General features: G+C 53.1%; 21 protein-coding genes and 1 pseudogene. 13 read left to right on the forward strand and 9 right to left on the reverse strand.

Features of this window, described 5'->3' with window-relative positions:
- The 9 genes and pseudogenes from AXW11_RS15765 to pilB form a co-directional block, all read right to left on the reverse strand.
- Positions 1-235: pseudogene (locus tag AXW11_RS15765) on the reverse strand (hypothetical protein); the annotation flags it as partial.
- A gap of 154 nt (positions 236-389) precedes the next feature.
- Entirely contained in the window at positions 390-944 is a 555-nt protein-coding gene (locus AXW11_RS15770; protein ID WP_075196493.1) for a YfaZ family outer membrane protein, read from the reverse strand.
- Positions 945-1045: 101 nt separating this feature from the next.
- Positions 1046-1234, reverse strand: a complete 189-nt coding sequence (gene yacG, locus AXW11_RS15775; protein ID WP_036209919.1) for a DNA gyrase inhibitor YacG — start codon at positions 1232-1234, stop codon at positions 1046-1048.
- Between the two features lie 20 nt (positions 1235-1254).
- Positions 1255-3615 carry a hybrid sensor histidine kinase/response regulator gene (locus AXW11_RS15780; protein ID WP_371915667.1) on the reverse strand — a complete coding sequence of 787 codons (2361 nt, stop codon included), beginning with the start codon at positions 3613-3615 and terminating at the stop codon, positions 1255-1257.
- A 32-nt stretch (positions 3616-3647) separates the two neighbouring features.
- Entirely contained in the window at positions 3648-4394 is a 747-nt protein-coding gene (tsaA, locus tag AXW11_RS15785) for a tRNA (N6-threonylcarbamoyladenosine(37)-N6)-methyltransferase TrmO (protein ID WP_036209925.1), read from the reverse strand.
- Positions 4395-4399: 5 nt separating this feature from the next.
- Positions 4400-5002 carry a dephospho-CoA kinase gene (gene coaE / locus AXW11_RS15790; RefSeq protein ID WP_075196492.1) on the reverse strand — a complete coding sequence of 201 codons (603 nt, stop codon included), beginning with the start codon at positions 5000-5002 and terminating at the stop codon, positions 4400-4402.
- On the reverse strand, positions 5003-5878 hold the full coding sequence (locus AXW11_RS15795) for a prepilin peptidase (protein WP_075196491.1): 876 nt from the start codon (positions 5876-5878) through the stop codon (positions 5003-5005).
- Positions 5879-5963: 85 nt separating this feature from the next.
- On the reverse strand, positions 5964-7184 hold the full coding sequence (locus AXW11_RS15800; RefSeq protein ID WP_075196490.1) for a type II secretion system F family protein: 1221 nt from the start codon (positions 7182-7184) through the stop codon (positions 5964-5966).
- Between the two features lie 2 nt (positions 7185-7186).
- Positions 7187-8902, reverse strand: coding sequence for a type IV-A pilus assembly ATPase PilB (gene pilB / locus AXW11_RS15805; RefSeq protein ID WP_075196489.1), 1716 nt, complete (start codon positions 8900-8902; stop codon positions 7187-7189).
- A 383-nt stretch (positions 8903-9285) separates the two neighbouring features.
- Between pilB and AXW11_RS15810 the strand changes: the two genes are divergently transcribed.
- From AXW11_RS15810 to pseB, 13 genes are all read left to right on the forward strand, one after another.
- The gene (locus AXW11_RS15810; protein ID WP_075196488.1) at positions 9286-9789 is read left to right on the forward strand and encodes a pilin; all 504 of its coding nucleotides are present in this window, start codon (positions 9286-9288) and stop codon (positions 9787-9789) included.
- A 113-nt stretch (positions 9790-9902) separates the two neighbouring features.
- Positions 9903-11456 carry an O-antigen ligase family protein gene (locus AXW11_RS15815; protein ID WP_075196487.1) on the forward strand — a complete coding sequence of 518 codons (1554 nt, stop codon included), beginning with the start codon at positions 9903-9905 and terminating at the stop codon, positions 11454-11456.
- 30 nt (positions 11457-11486) lie between these two features.
- Complete coding sequence (locus AXW11_RS15820) at positions 11487-11930, forward strand: pilin (RefSeq protein ID WP_075196486.1); 444 nt, start codon at positions 11487-11489, stop codon at positions 11928-11930.
- Positions 11931-12211: 281 nt separating this feature from the next.
- A complete protein-coding gene (gene cysQ / locus AXW11_RS15825) occupies positions 12212-12979 on the forward strand; it encodes a 3'(2'),5'-bisphosphate nucleotidase CysQ (RefSeq protein ID WP_075196485.1) in 768 nt (255 codons plus the stop codon).
- Positions 12976-13467, forward strand: coding sequence for a transcription/translation regulatory transformer protein RfaH (gene rfaH, locus AXW11_RS15830; protein ID WP_075196484.1), 492 nt, complete (start codon positions 12976-12978; stop codon positions 13465-13467). Before cysQ ends, rfaH begins: the two co-directional genes overlap by 4 nt.
- A 113-nt stretch (positions 13468-13580) precedes the next feature.
- Positions 13581-14342 (forward strand): Wzz/FepE/Etk N-terminal domain-containing protein, encoded by a 762-nt coding sequence (locus AXW11_RS15835; RefSeq protein WP_075196483.1) that lies wholly within the window; start codon positions 13581-13583, stop codon positions 14340-14342.
- 212 nt (positions 14343-14554) lie between these two features.
- A complete protein-coding gene (locus AXW11_RS15840; RefSeq protein ID WP_075196482.1) occupies positions 14555-16048 on the forward strand; it encodes a capsule assembly Wzi family protein in 1494 nt (497 codons plus the stop codon).
- Between the two features lie 17 nt (positions 16049-16065).
- A complete protein-coding gene (locus tag AXW11_RS15845; protein WP_075196481.1) occupies positions 16066-18564 on the forward strand; it encodes an SLBB domain-containing protein in 2499 nt (832 codons plus the stop codon).
- Entirely contained in the window at positions 18564-19514 is a 951-nt protein-coding gene (locus AXW11_RS15850) for a Wzz/FepE/Etk N-terminal domain-containing protein (protein WP_075196480.1), read from the forward strand. Before AXW11_RS15845 ends, AXW11_RS15850 begins: the two co-directional genes overlap by 1 nt.
- A gap of 161 nt (positions 19515-19675) precedes the next feature.
- Entirely contained in the window at positions 19676-20959 is a 1284-nt protein-coding gene (locus tag AXW11_RS15855) for an oligosaccharide flippase family protein (RefSeq protein ID WP_075196479.1), read from the forward strand.
- Positions 20960-21265: 306 nt separating this feature from the next.
- Complete coding sequence (locus AXW11_RS15860; protein WP_143071123.1) at positions 21266-22252, forward strand: hypothetical protein; 987 nt, start codon at positions 21266-21268, stop codon at positions 22250-22252.
- 150 nt (positions 22253-22402) lie between these two features.
- Positions 22403-22849 carry an acyltransferase gene (locus AXW11_RS20815; protein ID WP_353743720.1) on the forward strand — a complete coding sequence of 149 codons (447 nt, stop codon included), beginning with the start codon at positions 22403-22405 and terminating at the stop codon, positions 22847-22849.
- An 8-nt stretch (positions 22850-22857) separates the two neighbouring features.
- A complete protein-coding gene (pseB, locus tag AXW11_RS15865) occupies positions 22858-23856 on the forward strand; it encodes a UDP-N-acetylglucosamine 4,6-dehydratase (inverting) (protein WP_091641106.1) in 999 nt (332 codons plus the stop codon).
- Position 23857: the final 1 nt, after the last annotated feature.

The raw sequence follows: 23857 nt of genomic DNA on the forward strand, positions 1-23857 counted from the left end.
ATTCCGGCACCTCCATGGTAATCCGCACTTCATCTTTGGCCAGGCCGGACGCATTGTTGGAATCACCGGTTGAGCCGGGCGTGAAGTCGTCGATCGCGTTTTTCGTCGGCGGGAAGCTGTTTCCCCGGCCTGCCACGTCGTCGTTCGCGTCGCCGCTACCGCCACAGCCGATGATCAGTGTGGCAGTGGAAAGGGTGAAAACAGCGGTGAAGGCCCGTGCAGCTAAGTGAAACATAGGGTTGTCCATGCCAGATAAAACGTTCCAGGAGCGTGAGCCAGAAGTCTATCAAGTTGGCAAGGCACAAAGAGTGAGGAAGGGCACGAAATGGGGAGTGGTAACCCCGCCCTGATAGTGGCGGGCAGGGTTATCCTGCGGGATCAGGACCTGATCAGAAGAAGATCTTCATACCGGCCATGACGCCTTCATCCAGGTTCAGGTCACCACGACCGTCAAAGTCGGTATTCAGGTAGCGGTAACCGGCAAATAACTCGGCGTTGCGGATAACACGGTAGCTGCCGCGAAGCTCAAGGCTGGTGAGGTCATCGGAATCGCCAAAGGCAAGGATGCTGGGCGCGTAGTGAAGCCCGCCGGTGAACGACAGACCTGGTGCGTTGGGTACGTTTACGGTGGCAAAGCCGCCGAGAGCCACGGCGCCGCCGTCCAGCCGATCATCATCCCATCCGAAGGCGCGAACACCAATGCCCGCTGTGGTGGGCAGGTTGCCAATGGCCGTGCGGCCCTGGGCGTGGAAATCCACGTTGCCGATGTGACGGCTGCCTTCGTGATAGGTATAGCCGGTGCCGACCTGGATGTCGGAATTGGTGCCGAAGAAGTTGACCTGGCCCTTGACCGAGTCGTTGGTCAGGCTCAGGTCCACATCGGAGGCGTATACAGGTGCTGCCGCAAGTGACAGAACGATAAGGGGAATTCGGGACGCTTTCATTCTTCGACCTTCTTAATGTTTGAATGTAACCGCCGGAATGTTAACGGTCCGGCCCAAGTGGCTCAACTTAAAACGGGTTAAGGGCGGGTTAATGCGGGCGATCAATGGGTGGTTGTGTCGCCGCCCTGATCCAGATCGTCGGGGGATGCATTTTCTGCGGGAACACGATATTCCTCATTGGCCCAGGCGCCCAGATCAATCAGTTTACAGCGTTCGGAGCAGAAAGGGCGAAACGGGTTATTCTCATTCCATTCCGCGGACTTTTTACAGGTGGGACATTCTACGTTCATGGTGGCCTTGTGTCGGGTATTCAGGTGGATGCGGAGGATTGGCAGTATTGTTCCAGAACCGCCCGCAACATTTCAATATTGACCGGCTTGGCAACAAACGAGTCCATGCCTGCCTCGCGGCAGCGCTCTTCATCCTTTTCCATAGCGCTTGCAGTCAGCGCCACCACAGGTACCCGATTACGGTTGTGGTCCTTCTCCCATTGGCGCAGGCGGCGAGTGGCCTCGAAACCATCCACCCGGGGCATCACACAATCCATGAAAATCAAATCAAAGGGGTGCCATTGCCAGAGACTGGAGGCGGCTTCGCCGTCATTCGCCGTCATCACATCACAGCCCAACTTTTCCAGCAGCCGGCGGGTGAGGGTGCGGTTGACCGGGTTATCTTCCACCAACAGAACTTTCATGCGGCCGCAGGGTAATTCCTGGCGGCGGGTATTGTCACTGACGGCTTGCAGGGAAAACCGGGTCAGGAAGCGACGTTCGTTACGGACGGAATCCGAAAACAGTTGGTGCAGGATAGGGGTCAGGCACGATTCCCGCAGGGACTTGCTCAGGAAGGCATCGGCGCCGGCCTGTCGGAAGTGCTCTGCATCCCCCCGCTGGGGGTTGGACGACAGAATCAATAGCCGTGTATGGCCCCATTCAGGGTTGCTACGGATCTGTCGGCACAACAGGTCACTGTCCATATCCGGTACAAACCCGTCCAGCACCAAGGCATCAAAGGGCTTGTGGTTGTCCGAGGCCAACCGCAATGAGGTCAGTGCCTCGCCGGCGGATTTCACTGCTTCGATATCCAACTCGTGGCGCGAAAGCATTTCCAGGGTAATCTTGCGGGACAGTTCATAGGAGTCCACCACCAGAATGTGCCGCCCGCGGATCATGCTGGTATCCGGTCGACCGCGGGCGGCGCTCTCTGGCGCAACCTGCAGGCTGAGCTCCATCCAGAAGGTGGAGCCCTCGCCGGGTTTACTCTCAAGGTCCAGTGAGCCGTCCATCAACTGAACCAGCTGGCGACAAATGGTCAGGCCCAGGCCTGCACCCGGCAATTGTCGCTGGAAACGCTGACCGAGCTGAACGTAGGGCTCGTACACCAGCGGTATATCCTCGGGGTTGATCCCCACGCCCGTGTCTTCAACCGCCACCCGAAGTCGTACGTTGTTATCCCGCCGACCCAGCACCTCGATGCTGATCAGCACGTGCCCGGAGTCGGTAAACTTGATGGCGTTTGATGTCATGTTGAGCAGAATCTGCCTCAGCCGTACCGGATCCCCTTTCAGGGCCCAGGGCAGGTTCTCGTCAATTCGCAGTTCCAGCGCCAGACCCTTTTCCCGAGCCCGTGCACCCAGCATATGCACCAGATCATTCAAGGTGTCGCGAAGGTCAAAGGGAATGTCATCCAGCACCAGCTTGCCGGCTTCCATACTGGAGATGTCCAGCAGGTCATTGATAATGGCCGACAATCCCTCCGAAGCGTTGAGCAGGGTGTGGACATATTCCCGCTGGTCCTGATCGAGGGGGGTATCTGACAGGAGATTGGCGTAGCCCAGCACCGATTGCAGCGGAATGCGCAACTCATGGCTGACGTTGGCCAGGAACTGATTCTTGGCATGGTTTGCCCGCACGGCTTGATCTCGTTCATCCTGGGATTGGATGGAGGTCTGGCGCAGGGAGCGGGTGTCTTCCAGCAGCTGCAGGCGCATGGTGTTCAGCGCCTGTTCCAGCTCACTCAGTTCGTCACCCCGCTTTGGGGGCTTGCGGCGGAGCCTCAGCGGTTCAATCAATGCGTCCAGGTTAAGCCGGGCGGCGTAGTCGGCAATCGATTCCAGATGACGGGAAAGGGTGAGCCGAACAATGACCAGAAGCCCGAGAGTGCCCAGCATCACGATCATCGACTGGAACAGCAGTGTGAGCAATGCCCGGTCCATCAACTCGTTGTAGACGGTTTCCACAGACGACGTCACAGTCAAGGTGCCCATGGCTTCCGGGCTATTGAAGGACGCGCGATTGAACACCAGGGGGAAGGATTGGCTGATCACCCGGCCATCCGGATAGGTACCCGTGTTGAACTCCTCGCCAGCGGCTGTGATCACCCGGGCATGCTGGATAACCGGAATGGCGCGCATGTCATCCAGGCTGTTGGCAACCTCGCTATAGTTCATCAACCAGAGGTTGTTGCTCATACTGCCGGCAACCAGTTCCGCAGCGCGTTCCTGGGTGCTGCGCAACTCTTCGGTTCTGCGCTCAAACTCGCCAATCATCTGAACGCCGGTGGCAGCCAGCGACAGGATCAGGCTGAACAACAGAACATATACCAGCAGCCTGGCAGCCAGTGGCCGTACACCTATTCGTCTGAATAACCGGATCGGAGGCAAGGCACGCATTCCCTGTGTCGAAAAATCAACCGATCTGCAGTTTAACAGACCGTTAGCACTTCGACACGTTCCTGTGATTCATCATGGACAAAGCGGAAGCGCACGTTCAGATCGTACAAATGCGCTCCGTATATCCGTTCTTCATCCCGGCCACGCCGGAACGATGGGCGAGGGTCGTAGCTCACCACATCTTCTATCAAGTCTCGGAAATCCGGATACTGATCCGCTGGCAAGGCTGCGAGCTGTTGGTCAGCCTCATTCAGGAACACTACCGGTAGACGATCGGTCGGTGCGGACTCCGCCCAACCCAGGGTGGCTTCCGGGACTGAATCTGCAAATGGCAGATAGGGCTTGATGTCCAGGATGGGGGTGCCGTCGATAAGATCGTGGTCCCCAATCCGCAACACCAGGCGACCGCCCGCGTCCCGCGTCAGTCCTTCGTTTCTCACGACTGACAGCCCCAGACTGTTGGGGCGGAAAGGTGACCGGCTGGCGAACACACCTATCTTTTTGTTGCCTCCCAGCCGGGGTGGCCGAACCACCGGCCGCCATTCCGCCCGTACCGCCTCATGGAACTGGAACGTCAGCCACAGGTGACTGGCCGTCTCCAACCCTCGGAACGCATCCTCGCGATCGAAGGGCGATTGGATGATCAGGTCAGCGTGGGCAAAGCGGGTCAGTCCTGGTTGTCGGGGTACACCAAACTTGTCCCGGAAGCAGGAGCGGGTAATGGCGATGGGGGTCAGCGTCAAGGCATCAACGGCGGGGCGGGAGGGATGTCGGCTCATAGACACTAGCGCCCAAAGGCTGCCAGGAACGTCTGGTGTAACTGTTCAACCTGACGCTCAACATCCATCATAGCCAGGTTGTTGTCCACCACGTCATCGGCTTTCTGGAGTCGCTTCTCACGGGCCATCTGGGCGGCAATGATTCGCTCTACCTGTGCTCTGTCGTCGGTGTCCCTGGCCATGGTTCTTTTGATCTGCACATCGACCGGCACATCCACCACGACGATTTTATCGACCAGTTCATGCTGGTCGGTTTCCAACAACAAAGGCGACACCAGAAGCACATAGGGTAGGGAATAGTTATCCGGACGCAGTTGCCGCATCAGCTCCTCACGGATCACCGGGTGCAACAGCTCCTCGAGCCAAGCGCGCTCCTCCGGCGCATCGAATACGATTCTCCTCAGCGCCGCACGGTCCAGGCTGCCATCCGGCAGCAGGATCTCTTGCCCAAAATGCTCCGCAATCTTTTCAAGGGCAGGTGTGCCGGGTTCGACGACTTCGCGGGCAACATCATCCGCATCCACCCAGTGCACACCCAGTGCTCCGAACAGCCGTGCAACCGTGGATTTGCCAGAACCGATTCCGCCGGTAAGGCCTACGACTGCCATTCAGACCCCCAGATAGGCATACCACGCCGCCTGAATTTCCGAACCAAACCAAAGGCACAGCAAACCCGCTGCCGCCAAATAGGGCCCGAACGGAATTGGCACTTCGCGGCCGTGCTTGCGGAACACCATCAAACTAATCCCCACAACGGCACCGACCAAAGACGACAACAAAATCACCGCCGGCAGCAATTCCCAGCCCAGCCAGGCGCCCAGCGCCGCCAATAACTTGAAATCGCCGTGGCCCATGCCCTCCTTGCCGGTTACCAACTTGAACAGCCAGTACACCGACCACAGCGACAGATAGCCTGCCACCGCGCCCCAGAAGGCACTGCTGAAATCCGTCAGCACGCCGAAGTAATTCAGGATTAGCCCCAGCCACATGAGGGGCAGCGTCATGCTGTCTGGCAGCAGCTGGGTGTCGAAATCGATTACCGTCAGCGCGATCAGCACCCAAACCAGCAACAGCGACCAAAGCGCAGCTTCAGACGGCCCCATGACCAGAATGGTCACCACCGAAAACAGCGCGGTAATTGCCTCAATGATTGGGTATCGCGGTGAAATGCCGGCTTTGCATGATGCGCATTTGCCGCCCAAAACCAGGTAGCTGATGACCGGGACGTTTTCCCAGGCGCGAATCCCGTGACCGCAGGAAGGGCAGGTGGAGGCAGGTTTGGAGAGCGTAATCGGCTCATCGTTCTTGCGCTGATCGTCTGATAGCTCCAGGAACTCTTCGCATTGGCAGCGCCAGTCCTGCTGCATCATCTTCGGCAGGCGAAGGATCACCACATTCAGGAAGCTACCGATGCAGAGGGAGAAGAAAATGACTGCGGTATAGAGAAGCCAGGGCGTGGCGAGGAACGTATCAACGGAAATCATCAAAACTCTCAATCTGTGCCATTAAAGCCCCCCTCCCATTGCGGAAGAGGGGTGGGGAGAGGGGTTGGTGAAAGGAAGGGCGTGATCAGCCAACCACCTGACCCATCTGGAAGATCGGCAGGTACATAGCGATGATCAAGCCGCCTACGAGTACGCCCAGTACCGCCATGATGATCGGCTCCAGCAGGGCTGTGAGGTTGTCGACCATGTCATCCACCACCGCTTCGTAATGGACGGCGACTTTCTCCAGCATTTCATCCAGGTTACCGGATTCTTCACCAATGGCAGTCAATTGCACTGCCATAACCGGGAACACATCCTGTTGGCGCATGGTGGCCTGTAATTGGGTACCGCTCGAAACATCGTTTTTTATTCGCTGGATAGCATCCCGATAAACGGCGTTGCCGGTCGCGCCGGCAACGGAGTCGAGCGCATCAACGAGCGGAACACCAGCCGCAAAGGTCGTGGAAAGTACGCGCCCAAACTTGGCAACGGCCGACTTGTCCAGGATTTCGCCCACAACGGGCAGTTTCAGCACATATTTATCGACGAGATCGGAGAATTTCTGAGATCGTCGAATAGCTTCCTTGAATAGAAAGATAGTTCCGACAATGCCGAGTAAAACCACAAACCACCAAGTCTGAAGCCATTCCGACAACCGGACCACCATCTGCGTAAATACTGGCAGGTCTGCACCAAAGCCCTTAAACAAGCTTTCGAACTGGGGTACCACTTTTACCAGCAGGATGGCCGTTACGACGACAGCGACCACAACAATAGCAGCAGGGTAGGTCATCGCTTTCTTTACTTTTTTCTTAAGAATTTCAGTTTTCTCAAGATATGTGGCGATGCGGTCCAGCATGCTTTCCAGTGCACCGGCCTTTTCGCCGGAATCCACGAGGTTGCAGTACAGGTCGTCAAAATGCCTGGGATACTTCCGCAGGGCGCCGGCGAAACTGGTGCCCGAGGAAATATCGTTGCGGATGTTGGTAACCAGCTCTTGAAGGCCCCTGTTCTCAAGGCCGTCAGCCACAATGTCGAAACTCTGAACCAATGGTACGCCGGCCTTCATCATGGTGGCGAGCTGGCGGGTAAGCATGGCGATGTCGAAAGGCGTGATCTTTTTGCTGCCGCCAAACAGGGGTTTTGGTTTCTTTTTCACCTTGTCTGGAATAATGCCCTGCTTACGCAACTGGGCCTTCACCAAAGCCAGGTTGGTGCCAGACACCTCGCCCTTGGTTTTGTTGCCCTTGCGGTCTTTGCCTTCCCAGACGAACGCCTGAAGTTTCTCTGCTTTCTCTGCCATGCTTAATCCTTCGTCACGCGGTTGGCTTCCTCAAGGCTGGTCACGCCCTCAATGACTTTTTTAAGGGCGGACTGCCGCAAGTTCGGGAAGCCTTCGGCCTGTGCCTGCTTTGCAATTTTAATCGAACTGGCTTCTTCCATAATCATGTTCGCCAGCTCCTCGGTAATCTTGACCACCTCGTAAATCCCGACGCGGCCTTTATATCCACCATTGCATTTATCACAGCCCTTGGGACGGTACAACGTGAACCCTGTATCAATTTGTTCCTGTGTGAACCCCTCCGCTAAAAGCACGTCTTTGGGGATGTCGGCAGGTTGTCTACAAGAGTTACAAAGCCGGCGGCCCAGGCGCTGGGCGATAATCAGGCTCACCGACGTGGCGATGTTGAAGGAGGGGACCCCCATGTTCATCATACGAGTTAGCGTTTCCGCCGCGCTGTTGGTGTGCAGGGTCGAGAGCACCAGATGCCCTGTTTGCGCCGCTTTGATAGCGATGTTCGCCGTTTCCAGGTCTCGGATCTCACCAACCATGATGATGTCCGGGTCCTGACGCAGGAAGGCTCTCAATGCCTCCGCAAAGCCGAGGCCTACCCTGGTGTTGACGTTGACCTGGTTGATGCCTTCCAGGTTGATTTCCGCGGGGTCTTCGGCCGTGGAAATGTTTCTTTCTGGTGTGTTCAGTATGTTCAGGCCGGTATAAAGGGAAACCGTTTTGCCTGAGCCGGTGGGCCCCGTCACCAGTATCATTCCCTGTGGCTGCTCAAGGGCGTCCAGGTACAGTTGTTTCTGTTCTTCCTCATACCCCAGGACATCAATGCCGAGCTTTGCCTGACTTGGGTCGAGAATCCGCAGAACGATTTTTTCTCCCCAAAGGGTAGGGAGAGTGTTGACCCGGAAGTCGATGGCCTTGGTCTTGGACAGCTTCATCTTGATCCGGCCGTCCTGGGGGACCCGGCGCTCTGAGATATCCAGCTGCGCCATGATTTTTACCCGGGCAGAAATCTTGGGGGCCAACTTGATGGAGGGCCGCGACATTTCTTTCAGAATGCCGTCGGTGCGGTATCGAACCCGATAGGTTTTCTCATAGGGTTCAAAGTGAACGTCCGAGGCCCCCCCGCGAATGGCGTCAAGAAGCATCTTGTTCACGTACTTTACGATGGGGGCATCGTCGACATCGCTGGTCGCGACAACGGCATCGTCTTCCTGGTCACCGCCTTCGGTTTCAACGCCTTCAAGGTCGGCATCATCCAGATCACCCATCGACGTATCGTGGGACTCAAGATACTTGTCGATGGCTTCCCGGAGCTTGGCGTCGTCAACCAGGATGGCGTCTGTACTCAAACCGGTATTGAATTTGATCTCGTCCAACGCCTGGATGTTGGTCGGGTCGGAGACCGCAATAAACAGCCGGTTCCCACGTTTATAGAGCGGCAGGGCATTGTGTTTTCGTATCAGTTTTTCGTCTACGACCTTATCGGGCATCATCTCCGGCATAAAGGCGTTGAGATCGAGAACCGAAACGCCAAACTCCATGGCGGCGGAAAAGGCGAGCCCCCCGCTATTCGCCAGGTTGTTCTGCACCAGGTAGGTAATGAGTGGAATGCGGTTGTGGGATGCTTGGAGAAAGGCATCTTTCGCGGTGGATTCATCAATAAGCCCGTCATCGACGAAGCGTCTCGCCAGGCCCGTAAGCGTTACATTGCTTTTATTGGTAGACATAAATTGTGTAAAAAACGCTGCCTAAGTGTCTGAAACGGATGTTGGTCTGATGAAGTGAGTTTAGATGGCTGGCAACGGTTTGGAAAGGCGTGCGGGCAATGAAGTGGTCTTGTGCCCGGAAAACCTGGTGCTTACGGATGTGTCATCTGACAATAATTGTCACCCAGTGACGTGTGAGGGCATAGGGTCGACTTCTTTTGTCGATGCGATGAATTTCACAATGTTTTATAAAGTGCTGATAATAAGGCGTTTGTCGGCGGTTGACTTTAGTTGGCACGAGCAATGCTTAACAAAACCCAGGCTCTAGATACCGGTCACGGGGTGCGACTCCGCCGGGCCCGGGCCGTATCGAGTGGATTAACGACAAACACAGAGGTCGACTAATGAAGAATATTCAAATGAATCACGCCCAGAAGGGTTTCACACTGATCGAACTGATGATCGTTGTTGCGATCATCGGTATCCTGGCCGCTGTTGCTATTCCTCAGTACCAGGACTACACCGCCCGTTCACAAGTTTCTCGCGTGGTTGGTGAAATTAATGCTCTGAAATCCAGTGCTGAAAGCATTTTCAACAGTGGTGGTGAAGTCGTTGCGACTCCAGATGACTTGCAGCAAGATCCGCGTCAAATCAATATTGGTTGGACCGGTTCTAACCTCGTTGACGATAACTACGGTGATGCGGCAGGTCTTGACGTGGAAAACGGCGCTCTGCCCAATATGTCTTGGTCTGTGCAATTGGGTGAAGATGCCTCTGGTTCTGTTCGTGGCGTTGTAATCACTATTAGTCGCAGCCTTGCCGGTGCATACTCTTGCTCCATGACTGGCGGTACTGCTGCACAGGGTTGGAAAGACTCTTACGCTCCTGCTAGCTGTGAACACTCTTAATAGCTAGCTTTAACCGGCCGACCTCTCGAAGGTTGGCTGGTTGAGAAGTTCAAAAACCCCGCCGCTCGGTGGGGTTTTACTATTCTGATTAATAGTGATTCTGAGGATGTCTTGTGGCGAAGAAGGCGGGCGGCACTCATGAAGATCCTTTGATGCTTGGTCATTCCAGTCTTTTTCTTCATCTCTTTCTGTTTCCTGTTTTTCTGTGCGTTATTCTCGTTTCTCTGTTCATCGATTTCCTTCCGGTCTACTTTGGCAACTTTGCTGACCAACGTTTTTTCCAGGTATTTCTTCTTGTCTTTGTGACGTTTTCTGTTTCGTTCATCCTTGCTCGGAGTTCAACGCGACGATTATGGGGTGATAACTGGCCCGCGTTTGTCGTTGCTGCAGGCTTTCTCCTTTTGGCAGTTCCTTTTGTTGCCAGCGAGTATCGCTGGGTCGAGCCGGGAATGTACGGCTTATTCTTTCTGGCGTTTCCCGTTATGGGTTGGAAGATTCGTGAAAGTGGGTGCACAGAAAGAGCCGCCGTCGCGTTGGTTGGTGTGATTCTGGTTGGTTGTTTTTTCTACGCGGCGATGACTCTCACAGCCTACGCGTTTGCCATTACTGACAAATTTTCGAATCTTGTTGACGTCATTCCCTGGGGGTTCGTCAATATGCGTTATTGGGGGCACCTTGCTACGTGGTTTCTGCCGTTGTTTCCGTTGGCACTGCTGTATGGATCACTCAAGAATCGCTCGCTTTGGCAAGTGGGCGTATATTTCACGGCAGGTATCTGGTGGTGGGTGATGTTCCTCACGACGTCGAGGGGCTCGATGGTCAGTCTGGTTCTTGCCGCATTGATAGTAATGGTCCTTTTCGGCCGGATGGCAATTCCCTGGCTAGCCGCTTCATTGAGATTCGTTTTGCTAGGTGGACTTCTGTGGTGTCTGCTTTCCTGGGCTATTCCAGAGCTGGTTTTCGAGAAAACCATGATTCGTGGTCTGCACTCCGGTGGTTCCGGGCGTCTGCCGCTTTGGGTCGAAGCATGGGGAATGAGTTTGCAGAACTTCCCGTGGGGAATGGGAGCGCAGTCATGGCTCACTCACACCACTCTTACCAGTAACTATTTAGCTGCGCGGACTCTTGGGCATCCGCACAACATGTATCTGATGTGGGCGGCAGAGTATGGCTGGGCGTTGATAAGTTTGGTCGCTGTTCTCATTTGCGTGACGGTGAAAAGGCTTGTTTCGCTGCGCAGACTGATGGGGTCGGGCATGCAGGGGGCAGCCTCTTTGGTGGTCGCTTTTACTGCCTCATGTGTAGCGGGTCTTGCTCACGCTGGAGTTTCTGCAGTCTTTCTTGTTCCTGCCACAATGTCTGTAGCCTTGCTGGTGCTGGCTATTTTTTGGGCTTTATCGTTACCAATGGTCACGACTGATTCGGACTCGAAGATTATTAGCGGGGAGGTAAAACGTTGGGTCCGCCCGAGTATGCTGCTTGCACCTTTCGTATTATTTTTTGGTATTTTGTGGATACAGGAGGTTTGGCGCTATCACGAAGCGATGACGGAGGACTTGAGGGTTTATGTTGAAAGCCAGAATGCTCCTCTTTTGCCGCGCTTCTGGCTACATGGATTTTTCCCGCGCCCAATACCTGGTGAGGTTGGTCCGGGTTTTGCTGAATGAAGGTATGTCTCGATTTCTGGAATACGTAATATGATTGGAAAAAACAGCGGATTTACCTTGATTGAGCTCATGATTGTTGTGGCGATCGTCGGCATTATTGCGGCAATTGCCATACCAAGCTACCAGGGATATGTTATGCAGTCTCAGGTAAATCAAGCGCTTGGAGAGTTGTCGGCTTACAAAACTGCTGTAGAGGAACGCTTGTCCCAGAGCGGAGCATTGGTTAATTCTGATATTGGTTATTCCCCCTCACCGTTAACAACGGGTACAGCCGCTATCGATATCGCTGTGCTGAATCCTGACGGTTCTGGTCACATTGAGGTGACCATGGGGGGCAATGCGCACGGGAGTCTGACAGGTGTCGTCTTAAGGCTGGAGCGCTCCGTTACGGGGAGTTGGAGCTGTATTGTCGACACAAGTGGCGCCCCTGGATGGAGTGACCGCTATAGTCCGTCAGGCTGTGCAGTCATTTAAGTCTTGGCCGCTTCAAACTAGCACCTGACTTCGGTGCCCCAACCAAGAAGTCTTACAGATTTGCTTTCTATTGACGTTGCTCGCAACTGCTTCTCCGTGGGTGTGGGTGACGTATAGACTTTATGCAGATCGAGAGAGTTATTGTCAGCTAATACCCCTCCACCCCAGTATTTCCCTCGAACCTTCAATGAAAGGTGCCTCCGCATTAGTTTTGATGTGTTGCGTCACTATCGCCCATAATAGCGCAAACGTAATTGACCTGACGCAGGAAGCCGACCCTCATGCACTACAGCTCCATCCTCCCCGATGTCCTGAAAATCGCAGACGCCGCCAGCGAAAAGGTGCTCAGCATCTACATGACGGACTTCAAGGTCGATTTTAAGGCGGACGAGTCGCCGATTACTGCGGCAGACGTCGCCAGCCATCGGGTGATTGTGGCAGGCCTGCGAAACCTCAGCCACGATATCCCCGTGCTTTCAGAAGAGGGTGCAGAGATCCCCTGGAGCGAGCGCAAACAGTGGCGGCGCTTCTGGCTGATTGACCCGATTGATGGCACCAAGGACTTTACTCAGCGCACCGGTGAATTCACCGTTAACATCGCTTTGATCGAAAACGGCGAACCCATTCTCGGGGTCGTCACAGCGCCTGCGTTAAAAGAAGCCTACTGGGGCTTGAAAGGCGAGGGCGCCTACAAGCGGGACCGTACAGGCCGCACCCGGCGGATCAGTGTGGTTGAGCCCGGTGAGGCCAAGCGCGTTGTTGCCAGCAAGAATCACTTGAACGACGAAACCAAAGCTTTCATCGAAAACCTTGGCGCTCATGAGCTGGTGCAGGCTGGCAGTTCCCTCAAGTTCTGCAAGATTGCCGAAGGCCATGCGGACATTTACCCGAGGTTGGGACCAACCTGCGAGTGGGATACAGGTGCCGCCCACGCCGTGCTCTCGGCTGCCGGAGGCAAGGTGGAAACCTTGGAGGGCATGCCTTTACAGTATGGCAAGGAAGAGGTACTAAACCCGCACTTCATTGCCGCTGGCAACTGGTACAAATGACCTGGTACGCATTGCAGCACAAACCCAGCCAGGGTGATCGCGCCCTGACTCATCTGCAGAATCAGGACATCGCCTGCTTCTACCCGAAAATCACGGTGGAAAAAATCAAGGCTGGCAAGCGCACCAAAAAGCTGGAGCCGCTGTTTCCCGGTTATCTGTTCGTGAACCTGGAGCAAACGGACCCCATGTGGGCCAAGCTACGCTCCACGCGCGGAATCCTGCGGATTGTTAGCTTCGCTAATAAACCGGCCGCCATTCCGGATGACGTCATCCAGCACATAAAAGACAGCCTGCATACCGTGGCGGAGCAGGGCGGCATCAAACCCGGTCAGGCCGTTGATCTGGAAGACGGGCCCTTCAAAGGCATCAGCGCTATATTTCAGGCCTACGACGGCGAAGAGCGCGCCATCGTCTTGATCAGCTTTATGCAGAAGCAACAAACCGTCAAAGTCCCTCTATCCACCCTCCACCGCAGTAAGTCGGATTAGCGAAGCGTAATCCAGCAACCCATATCCCAAGCCCAAAAGGAACTTTTGTTCACTTCTTTTCGTCCTGCAAACGGTCATAATGTCACTAACTCTTAACAAACGATGGTTATGAAATGGTAGAACCACCCCAGGGGCCTTCGCGTCCCCAATACGACGACGAAATCAGCCTGGTTGATCTGGCAACGACATTTCTTAGACGCCGGCGGGTGTTCTACGTCATTTTTTTGGTGGTCTCTCTTGTTGGTGTGGTCTACGCGTTGTTCGTGCCGGAAAAGTACGAATACGTCAGCCTCATGAAATTGGCTGAAAAGGCGAATGGAACATACGTCGAAGAGCCCGCTACCATCATCGCCGAACTGGACAGCCTCTGGGTGCCGGATCTGCAGGCCACCTATCACGCAGAAAATAGCAGGAACCTGCCTTTCAAACTAACGGCCAGTAACCCGAAGGATACCGGACTTATTAGAATCGTTTCCGAAGCCTCGCCCCCCTTGGCAGAGCTTATAGAGAAGAATCATCGGAAGCTGATCGAACGGCTAAGCTCTGAACAAGAGCAGGCATTGTCTAGGCTGCGCAAGAGTCTTGAGAAGCAGATTGCGTCCCTGGATTCGACCATCAAAATGCTCGAAGAAGGGGAGAACACCGGCGATGCAATTGCGTCCGCTGTAGAAAAGCAGCTTGCACTGGAATCGGATCTGCAATCGTTGTCACCATTTGAGGCTCTGGTCGTTAGCAGGCAAAGCGGTGAAAATGCGGGCACGTCGAGAAGCCTGATTGTCGTGCTATCAATAATGCTAGGGTTGATGGCGGGGGTATTTATTGCGTTTCTCGCTGAGTTTATTGGTCTGGTTAGAAATCAGCTTGCTGGCGAGTGATCAAATTATGAGCCTTTGACAATTCTTCACTTCAGCGCACCTGACAAGGGGCATGTCAGGGGTATTGTCACTTGCGTGTCATATAGGATGTCGTAAAATCGTCACGCTTTTGACACAGAAGCTTCATCAACCGACAGGGATACAGTTGGGATTAGGTTGTTCCCTCCGTATTGTTCGTTTTTTCCTGTCATTTCTCAGAAAGTTGTCGGTATATGACCTCAAAACACTGGACCCTGGTCGGTGGGGCGGTAGCGTGCCTGATTGCCGCCACGTATTCTTCTGCGGCCTTTTCGGCACCTTGGCTGAAGCCTGGCGACAACCGTGCCCGCTTTGCCCTGCAAAAGCTGGCGGACCGGGGGCACCTGAACCGCACAACCTCCACCTGGCCGGTGATGATGGGTACTGTCCATAGTGGCCTGGGCCGGGAAACCGGCAACGATGCCCCAGCCATCGGCGGCCCATTGGCTTACCTGAAGTTCGAGATGGATGAACAGGGCCAGCAGGGCTGGCGAGCGGAATACGAACTGGGCGCAACCAGCGAGCCGACCTTTGTGAGAGGCTTTCAGGCTGGCCCACGCGAAACAGCAGAGACCAGTCTCAATGTGCAATGGCAGGGTGAATCTTGGGCCTTTGGTATAAAGCCAGGCCTGGAAGCCAATCCCGAAGACGACGACACATTTCGCCTGGATGGTTCCTATCTGGCCGCAACCGCCGGTAACTGGGTGTTTGGCGCTGGCGCCATCGACCGCTGGTGGGGGCCAGGGTGGCAAAGCAGCTTGATCCTTTCCAACAACGCCCGTCCCATGCCAGCGGTATGGCTGAACCGCAAGAACGCCGCCGAGCCGGAAACCAGTTGGCTGAAATGGATCGGCCCCTGGCAGTTCACCACCTTCGCTGGCCAACTGGAAAGCGAACGTGCAGTTCCCGAGGCCAAGATGATCGGTATGCGCCTGACCGTTAGGCCCATCAACGGCCTGGATATCGGCTTCTCTCGGGCCATCATGTTCGGCGGCGAAGGCCGGCCGGAAGGAGCCTCCACCATCTGGAACGCCCTGATCGGCCGCGACAATGGTCAACTGGAAGAGAACGACCCCGGAAACCAATTGGCCAGTATTGACGCCCGCTACGGCTTCTCCATTGGCGACCAGGCCATGGGTGTCTATGGCCAGATGATGGGCGAAGACGAGGCCGGTGCCTTTCCGGCTCGCAAATCCTGGTTATTGGGCACGGATTGGACTACTCAATTGTTGGAGAGTGACCAGCAATGGTTTGTAGAATACGCCAACACGTTGGCCGATGACTTTCTGGGTAATGCCATGCCCAACATCACCTATGCCCACTCCCGCTACCGCAGCGGCTACCGGCACAAGGGCCGCAATATGGCCTCCACCTTCGACGGCGATGCGGAAACCCTGACTTTGGGCGTATTTAACTTCTTCCCCGATGGCCGTAACCTGTCCGCATCCCTGGGTTATCTGGATCTCAACAAAGACGGTGCCAATCGCACCGTCATCCCGGACGACGATATTTTCTATAGTGTGCCAGAAGGCGATCAGAAAGCCGCCATCGCCTCCGTGGGTTACGGCACACAATTTCTCAACGGCTGGCTGGACCTAACCGCCCAGGCCACCGATAAAAAAATTGAACTCCTAGGTGGAGAAAAGGACCAATGGTCTGTCGGCGCTGCCTGGCGCTACCGCTTCTAAAAAACGGATTTGACTAAGTGAACCTGACTAAACGACTACTGACGTCACTGGCGCTTGTATTGCCAGTAACCACCGCCGCCCAATCCATAAGCCAGTCCCAGATTGAACAGTTCAAGAGCATGCCACGGGCCCAGCAGGAAGCGCTGGCCCGCCAATATGGGGTGGATCTGGATTCTATTGCTGGCTCGGCGAGCCAGCAGAAGCAGCGACCACAAAATGTAAACGTAGTAGAGCCGGTTGACGCCATCTCCGATGAAGAAAGGGAGCGCGCCCGGCAAGAGCAGGACGACAACGAAGAACAGGACCGCAAGAACGGCGGCCTGAAGCCTTACGGTTACGATCTGTTTGTTGGAAGCCCAACAACGTTTGCGCCAGTGACGGAAATTCCCATTCCTAACAACTACACCTTGGGCCCTGGCGATGTACTGCGGGTACAGCTCTGGGGCAAGGAAAACCAGCAACTGGAATTGCCTGTTTCGCGGGACGGTACCGTGAGCTTTCCGCAGTCAGGCCCCCAAACCGTTGCAGGCCTGACGTTTGACCAAGCCAGACAGCAGATTAAGAAGCGGGTCTCCGAGCAGTACATCGGTGTGCAGGCCAGTGTTTCCCTGGGAGAACTGCGCAGCATGCGGGTGTTCGTGCTGGGGGAGGCCAGAAATGCCGGTTCCTACACCGTCAGCTCCCTCTCCACTATAACCAACGCCCTCTATGTCTCTGGCGGCATCAAACGCACCGGTTCCCTGCGTAAAATCCAGCACAAACGGGACGGGCAACTGGTCGGCGAACTGGACCTGTACGACCTGCTGCTGGCCGGCGACACCTCCAACGACAACCGCCTGCAGCCCGGCGACGTTATCTTCATCCCGCCGGTGGGTGACCGTGTAGGCATAGAAGGCGAAGTTTACCGCCCCGCACTCTACGAACTGAAAAGCAACACCAACCTGCAGGAACTGGTGAACCTCGCCGGCGGCCTGACTCCCCAGGCCTATCCGCAACTGGTGCGCATCGAACGAAACAACGACGACTTCCTTCGTATCATTGCCGAAGCCAACCTCACCACGCCAAAAGGCAAGCAAGCGAAGGTCAGGCCCGGTGACCGTATAGAGGTTGCTTCCATCTCTGATATCACCGGACAGTACGTGGAAGTGAAAGGGGCGGCTACCCGCCCCGGCAAGTTCGCCTGGGTACCCGGCATGCGGGTAAGCTCGGTGATCAATAATCTGGACACGGACCTGGTACCAGTGGCCGACCAACGATATGCCGCCATTGTCCGCACCGATCCAAAGACCGATGAAGTATCCGTGCTGAACTTGCGGCTGCGTGACGCCGTTCAGAACCCCGGAAGCGAACAGGACATGCTGCTCGAAGAACAAGACCGCCTGCTGATCTTCTCAGACGCTGGCAAAGTAAATGGCGGCGAAGAAGGCCGCAATTTCACCCGGGAACAATTGTTCAGCCCGGTACTGCAAAGGCTGAAAACCCAGGCTAAACCCGGCGCCCCCGAGCAGACTATCCGCGTAACAGGCCCGGTACGTTACCCCGGCGAATACCCGCTACCAGCCTCAAGGCGGGTAGAAGACGCCATCTACGTAGCCGGCGGCCTGAAGGACTCGGCGTCCCTTTACACCGCTGAACTGGCACGTTTCGGAGTGGATGACCAAGGCACCGGTAAAACCCGGATACAAAACCTGAATCTGCAGGCCGTTATGGAAGGCGAGGCCTCCGTCACCCTCAAAAGCCGGGACCGGCTGCTGATCAAATCCATTCCGGAATTCGCTCAAGCCAAAACCATTGAGCTTAACGGGGAAGTGCGTTACCCCGGCCAATACACCATCCGTGACGGTGAAACCCTCCGCGATGTAATCAAACGTGCTGGAGGCCTCACCGACAATGCCTTCCCGGAAGGCGCCGTGTTCACCCGTGAAAAGCTCCGCCAACTGGAAGCCCAGCGCCTGCGCGAAGCCGAAGAGAGACTGCAGGGAGATCTGGTAGGTGTGCAACTGGAAGGTGATGACATCGGTGGCCAGAATGCAGAACGCACCCAACAGGTACAGGACCTGCTGGAAGAAGTGCAGGACTCCCGCCCCGTCGGCCGGATGGTGATCAACCTCCCATCGGTTGTGGGAAGCGACGTTTACCAGCCCATCCGCCTTCAGGATGGTGACACTTTAACCGTGCCCGTTATTCCTCAATCAGTCAGCGTATTTGGCGAAGTACAGTTTCCCACCAGCCACCTTCACATGCAGGGGCTAACTGTGGATGACTACCTCGAGCGTAGTGGGGGCCCAACCCGACAAGCGGATGAGGAAAGGGTGTACGTGGTAAAGGCAGACGGTTCCGTGATGCTGCCAGAGAAAAGCCGTTGGTTTGGTGGGCGCAGCCAGAAACTGGCGCCGGGCGATACCATTATTGTGCCGATTGATGTTGACAGGCTGAACCAATTGGAGCTTTGGACAAACGTAAGCCAGATTGTCTACCAGATCGCCTTGGGCGCAGCGGCAGTGGGGAACCTGTAATGAGCCAGAACCCGACACCAGAGCAAAAGCCCTACTACCCGGATGACGAGATAGACCTGCGGGAACTGTTTGCCACCATTTGGGCTGGCAAATGGCTGATCATTCTGACGACCGTCGTTTTCGCGGTAGGCGGTGTGGCCTACGCTGTTAGTAAGCCGGATATCTACCAGGCGAGCGTATTGCTGGCACCCACTGAAGGCAGTGGTGGCTCCCGCCTTAGCGGCCAACTGGGCGGCCTGGCCAGCCTGGCCGGGGTGAACATTGGTGGAGACGGCTCCAGCAATACCGTTATTGCCAAAGAAGTGCTTCAATCCCGAGCTTTTCTTTCAGACTTCATTAATCGGCATGAGCTCGCCGTCCCGTTATTCGGAACAGCCGGTTGGAACATTCTTGAGAATCAGTGGATTTATAACCGTGAAGTGTACAACCCTAAAACTGAAGAATGGCTGACGGATGAAAGTGGCAGCAGCCTCCACCCTACCGACTGGGACCTTGTGAAGAAGTTTAAAGGGGGCCATCTTAGCGTTAGCGAAAACAATGAGAACGGCATGGTAACTGTCAGCGTCAAAAGCCAGTCCCCGATAGCCGCCCAGCAATGGGCTGAATGGTTGGTTCGCGGTATCAACGAACATATGCGAGATCAGGATATCGAAGAAGCGGAGGCTAGCATTCAGTATCTGGAAAACAAGCTTACGGAGACCAATATTGCGGGCATGCAACAGGTCTTTTACCAGCTTATAGAGAGCGAGACCCGAACTGTTATGCTCGCCAATGCCCAGCGCGAGTATGTATTTAAAACGGTGGACCCTGCCGTTGTGCCCCAGGAAAAAAGCGAGCCGAAGCGGCCACTGATTGCTATTGTCGCCATTTTGCTTGGCGGCATGCTCGGCGTCCTCGCCGTATTCGTAAAAGTATTCATCCGCTCCGCAAATGAAAGCGTAGAGACCTAGCAGGCTCCGAAAGACGCCCGACCCTTTCCAGCTGTGAACAGCATCTGGCCAGATTCGAGTGCTCCGCAAGAGGGATAACTAACCATCATCTGGAACTCCGGTTTCTTAGAGCCTGCTCGGGCGGGAAATACAGCGTACCAAAGCAATTTGGAAATCTTCCGTTGAGTCTAAAACAGCAGCTCATTAAAAGTTTTTTGGGGGTTGGCGTGATGCGCCTCGCTGCCATACCCATCGGCTTAGCGACCAGCGTTCTTTTGGCACGGTTTTTGGGGCCAGAGCAATTCGGTCAATACGCTTTTATAATGGCGTTAGTGCCCCTACTCGCTTTGCCTATTACCGGGGGCATGCAGACACTTCTCACCAGAGAGGTTGCATCGTATTCGCAAGCAGGCAGATGGTCACTATATAAGGGTGCGCTGAATGCTGCCCATGGTTGGGCAATTAGCATTTCGCTGTGCATTTTTGCCATTTATGTGATTTTTGCTTTTGGAATCGCAGTTATTCCGACTTCAGGAAAATGGTCGCTACTGTCGATTGCATTGCTCATGTTGCCATTACTTGGTTTGAATACAGCTCGCAACGGCGTTATCAAAGGTCTTGGGATGCCCGCAATGGCGGAATTGCCGGGAATGTTGATTCAACCCTTAATTGCGCTTGGAGTACTTTCCGGAGTTGCCTTCACAGTAGGATTAAACGCAAATTCTGCTATATGGGTACAGGTCGTAAGTGTGGCATTTACATTCTCAATTGCTACGGTGATATTTTTCAAATTACGACCAACTGAGGCCGTATCAGTTAAGGGCGAATATGATTTAAGGGCCTGGGGGAGTGCATTAACGCCATTTATTTTACTTTCGTTAGTCGGAACATTTAATGCGCAACTGGGAATTCTCACTCTAGGGCTATTTAGTTCCGACGAGCAAGTCGCTGCGCTGCGTGTGGCTGAACGTGGATCTCATTTTGTCGCATTATCGTTGACTATCGTTAACCTTGTTATCAGCCCACACATAGTTAACGCATTTAAAAGTAACGACATGAAACTTTTACAACGACTATCCCGACAGTCCGCCCGTGGAGCATTCGCGATAGCTTTGCCGATTGGTTTACTGTTAATTTTTTTCGGGGATTCGCTAATCAGCGTACTCTTTGGTGAGGAGTATTCGGAGATTAGTTATCTGCCTCTGATAATCTTGGTGATCGGGCAACTGTTCAATGTGTTCTTCGGTTCTGTAGGCTTTCTCTTGGCAATGACCGGAAACGAAAAGCAATCCTTTAAAGGCCAAGTGTTCGCAGTTCTTGTTAATCTTTTTTTGTGTTGGGCTTTAGTTCCAACAATGGGTGCCGTTGGCGCTGCAATTGCTGTATCGAGCAGCATCATCTTTTGGAACGCAATATTGGGATACCTTGTTTATCGGAAAGTTGGGATCCGTCCTTCGGCGGCTTGATTTAATTAAAGCGCTAAATTAGTATTTAATATTATAACTATCGCCAGAAGTTCAAGATGCATTTCCCGAGAGTAGATAACATCCTCTGAAGCCGAGTTTCAGAATGATAGATTTCTAACTTCCGAAGTTTTTAGTGTGAGATGGTATTGCTGGCGTGTTGCTAGAAAGGCCGAATAAATATCCAAAAAATGATCTTACATTAAATTTTGAAACACTTACTCTTTATTTAGCTGTTTCAAAGCTTAAGTCTTGGTCAAAGTCGGTAAATAGATTTTTTAAATGTTTTAACTAATTATCGGAAAAGCAATGATTGTTCATATTGGGTTAGGAAAAACGGGAACGACTAGTTTGCAAAAGGCTATTTTCCCCCGTCTAGTAGAAGAAGGGTTTCTTGAACAATACAACCCTCCACATATAATGAAAGCCTTATGGAATTACGTGTTTACAGGAAAAGGAATGGAGCGGCTTAAGTCTGACTTATCAGCGTTGCCAGAAAAAACGCTCATATCTCTTGAGAGTTTGGCCGGATGGAACCCTGCGACTTGGGTTGATAATGCAAAGAAAAATGCTCTAATTTTTCCAGAAACTTCAACGATTGTCATTACTATAAGAGATGCAAGGTCCTACTTGACAAGCACCTATGTTCAGTTGCTTCAACAAGGCAGTATTTTGAAGCCAGAGGAGTTTTTTCTCCCGGACTCGGAATATCATGCGCTGGCACAGCTCACTCGGCCATATCTATGTGAAGTTTTTAAGGTAGATGACTTTAATTACAAGGAGCTTGTTGAGCTTTACAGTGATCTATTTTCAAGGGTTGCCGTTGTTCCTCTGGCGAGACTGCATAATTTGAGTTTTTTGACATCTATTGATTTAATTCCTGAAAATAACCTCAAAAGTTTATGTGATTCTTTTTCAAAGTCTAAGAAGAAAAATATTTCGTACTCAAAAGGTGCTGTAAAGCTCACTTATGCTAGGGAAAATATCCTCTCGGGGCTTGGGCTGAAAACAAAAAGTAGCCATGATTTTATTTTTGAAAATTTTTCAGATTATTTAAGGGAGCCGATAACTCCCTGGGATGTTAAAAATTACAGCGGCTTGAAGAGATTTTGGTCAAGGTTTCTTGTTGTTCTGTCTTGGAGATATTTAATGCAGAACGTAGTGGATCGCTTTTTTTCATTTGAAAAATATAGACTTCCAGAGGGTGTTGCATTAGGGAGAAGCTTCTTGGAGAATGAAAATTTCTATCAAGCGATTGTCGATACAGATCGAGGTCTTCTATTGGTCGAAAAATAAGTTTTTCTGGTTTTACTTACAATTTTATCTTCTCCTTTTTGTATGATCAAAATTGCTTAAATGTTTATTCGGGGCGTCATGAAAAAAATAGCTCGATATATCTTGTTTTTATGTAGAGAAGCAGTTGCAAAAGTGCGATCTAAGTGGGTTATGAGTAGATGCGGTGGTTATAGCGGAAGAATTCGTGTAAACGGACCGACAAATTTGACGAAGAACACATTTCTTGGGTCAAATGTCAATTTCAACGGTCTCGTGATAACTGGCGGGGGCAAGGTGACCATTGGGGACAACTTTCACTCCGGTCCCGATTGTCTGTTTATCCCTCAGAATCATAATTTTGATGAAGGTTCTTCAATTCCTTATGATAACACGTACATATACAAAGATATTTATATTTCAAGTAATGTTTGGATAGGAAGTCGAGTAATAATTCTCGGAGGCGTTTCAATAGGAGAGGGTGCGATTATACAAGCCGGTAGCTGTGTTGTTAATGATATCCCTCCTCATGCTATCGCAGGCGGCCATCCAGCGAGAGTTTTCAGTCATAGGAATATCGATCATTATGAGAGTCTTAAGGCGCAAGGGAGGTTTAACTGATGCCCACAATTACTGGAGGCTCGACTATTTTAATTACAGGTGGTACCGGCTCCTTCGGTCACAAATTTATCCCGATGACGTTGGAAAAGTACAACCCAAAGAAAATCATCGTGTTTTCCCGCGACGAAATGAAACAATGGGAAATGGCCAAGCTATACCAGGGAGACGACCGTCTGCGTTTTTTTATTGGCGATGTTCGCGACCGTGAGCGTATGTACCGCGCGCTCGATGGTGTGGATTATGTTGTACATGCTGCTGCAACTAAAATCGTCCCCACAGCAGAATACAATCCGTTTGAGTGCATCAAAACGAACATCAACGGTGCCATGAATCTGATCGATGCCTGCATCGATAAAGGTGTTAAAGGTGTTGTAGCGCTGTCCACTGACAAAGCTAGCAGTCCTATCAACTTGTACGGTGCAACCAAGCTTGCATCAGACAAGGTATTCGTTGCGGGTAATTCCTACGCTGGCGGCCATGAGACCAAATTTTCCGTTGTCCGGTACGGCAACGTAATGGGTTCGCGCGGCTCCGTTATCCCGTTTTTCATGTCCATCAGAGACAAGGGTGTGTTGCCAATCACGGATCCCCGAATGACTCGGTTCATGATCAGCCTGGAGCAGGGCGTGGACCTGGTGTGGCATGCGTTTGAAGATATGGTCGGTGGTGAGATTTATGTAAAAAAGATTCCGTCCATGAAGATGACGGATCTCGCCCGTGTCATTGCCCCGGAAGCGAAACAGGAAGTAGTGGGCATTCGCCCGGGTGAAAAACTTCACGAACAAATGATCGGTGCGGAGGATTCCTACTTCACCTATGAATACCCGGAACACTTTAAAATACTGCCAAGTATCAACAACTGGGGTGCCTCTGTGGAGCGCATCAAAGATGGGAAAAAGGTGCCAGAAGGTTTCGTGTACTCGAGCGATAACAATACAGAATGGATGACTGACGAAGAACTGAAGGCTTGGATTGACCGCCATAACAATGAAATCGGTAAGATCTGAT

The sequence above is a fragment of the Marinobacter sp. Hex_13 genome, from assembly GCF_001566815.1.
Taxonomy (GTDB): Bacteria; Pseudomonadota; Gammaproteobacteria; order Pseudomonadales; family Oleiphilaceae; genus Marinobacter; species Marinobacter salarius.

What these genes read in the sequence shown, in the direction of transcription:
- AXW11_RS15840 (WP_075196482.1), top strand. Translation starts at nt 14,555, where the DNA reads ATGACCTCAAAACACTGGACCCTGGTCGGTGGGGCGGTAGCGTGCCTG.
- AXW11_RS15770 (WP_075196493.1), bottom strand. Translation starts at nt 944, where the DNA reads ATGAAAGCGTCCCGAATTCCCCTTATCGTTCTGTCACTTGCGGCAGCA.
- AXW11_RS15810 (WP_075196488.1), top strand. Translation starts at nt 9,286, where the DNA reads ATGAAGAATATTCAAATGAATCACGCCCAGAAGGGTTTCACACTGATC.
- AXW11_RS15860 (WP_143071123.1), top strand. Translation starts at nt 21,266, where the DNA reads ATGATTGTTCATATTGGGTTAGGAAAAACGGGAACGACTAGTTTGCAA.
- cysQ (WP_075196485.1), top strand. Translation starts at nt 12,212, where the DNA reads ATGCACTACAGCTCCATCCTCCCCGATGTCCTGAAAATCGCAGACGCC.
- yacG (WP_036209919.1), bottom strand. Translation starts at nt 1,234, where the DNA reads ATGAACGTAGAATGTCCCACCTGTAAAAAGTCCGCGGAATGGAATGAG.
- pilB (WP_075196489.1), bottom strand. Translation starts at nt 8,902, where the DNA reads ATGTCTACCAATAAAAGCAATGTAACGCTTACGGGCCTGGCGAGACGC.
- AXW11_RS15820 (WP_075196486.1), top strand. Translation starts at nt 11,487, where the DNA reads ATGATTGGAAAAAACAGCGGATTTACCTTGATTGAGCTCATGATTGTT.
- tsaA (WP_036209925.1), bottom strand. Translation starts at nt 4,394, where the DNA reads ATGAGCCGACATCCCTCCCGCCCCGCCGTTGATGCCTTGACGCTGACC.
- AXW11_RS15780 (WP_371915667.1), bottom strand. Translation starts at nt 3,615, where the DNA reads ATGCGTGCCTTGCCTCCGATCCGGTTATTCAGACGAATAGGTGTACGG.
- AXW11_RS15835 (WP_075196483.1), top strand. Translation starts at nt 13,581, where the DNA reads ATGGTAGAACCACCCCAGGGGCCTTCGCGTCCCCAATACGACGACGAA.
- AXW11_RS20815 (WP_353743720.1), top strand. Translation starts at nt 22,403, where the DNA reads ATGAGTAGATGCGGTGGTTATAGCGGAAGAATTCGTGTAAACGGACCG.
- AXW11_RS15850 (WP_075196480.1), top strand. Translation starts at nt 18,564, where the DNA reads ATGAGCCAGAACCCGACACCAGAGCAAAAGCCCTACTACCCGGATGAC.
- coaE (WP_075196492.1), bottom strand. Translation starts at nt 5,002, where the DNA reads ATGGCAGTCGTAGGCCTTACCGGCGGAATCGGTTCTGGCAAATCCACG.
- rfaH (WP_075196484.1), top strand. Translation starts at nt 12,976, where the DNA reads ATGACCTGGTACGCATTGCAGCACAAACCCAGCCAGGGTGATCGCGCC.
- AXW11_RS15795 (WP_075196491.1), bottom strand. Translation starts at nt 5,878, where the DNA reads ATGATTTCCGTTGATACGTTCCTCGCCACGCCCTGGCTTCTCTATACC.
- AXW11_RS15800 (WP_075196490.1), bottom strand. Translation starts at nt 7,184, where the DNA reads ATGGCAGAGAAAGCAGAGAAACTTCAGGCGTTCGTCTGGGAAGGCAAA.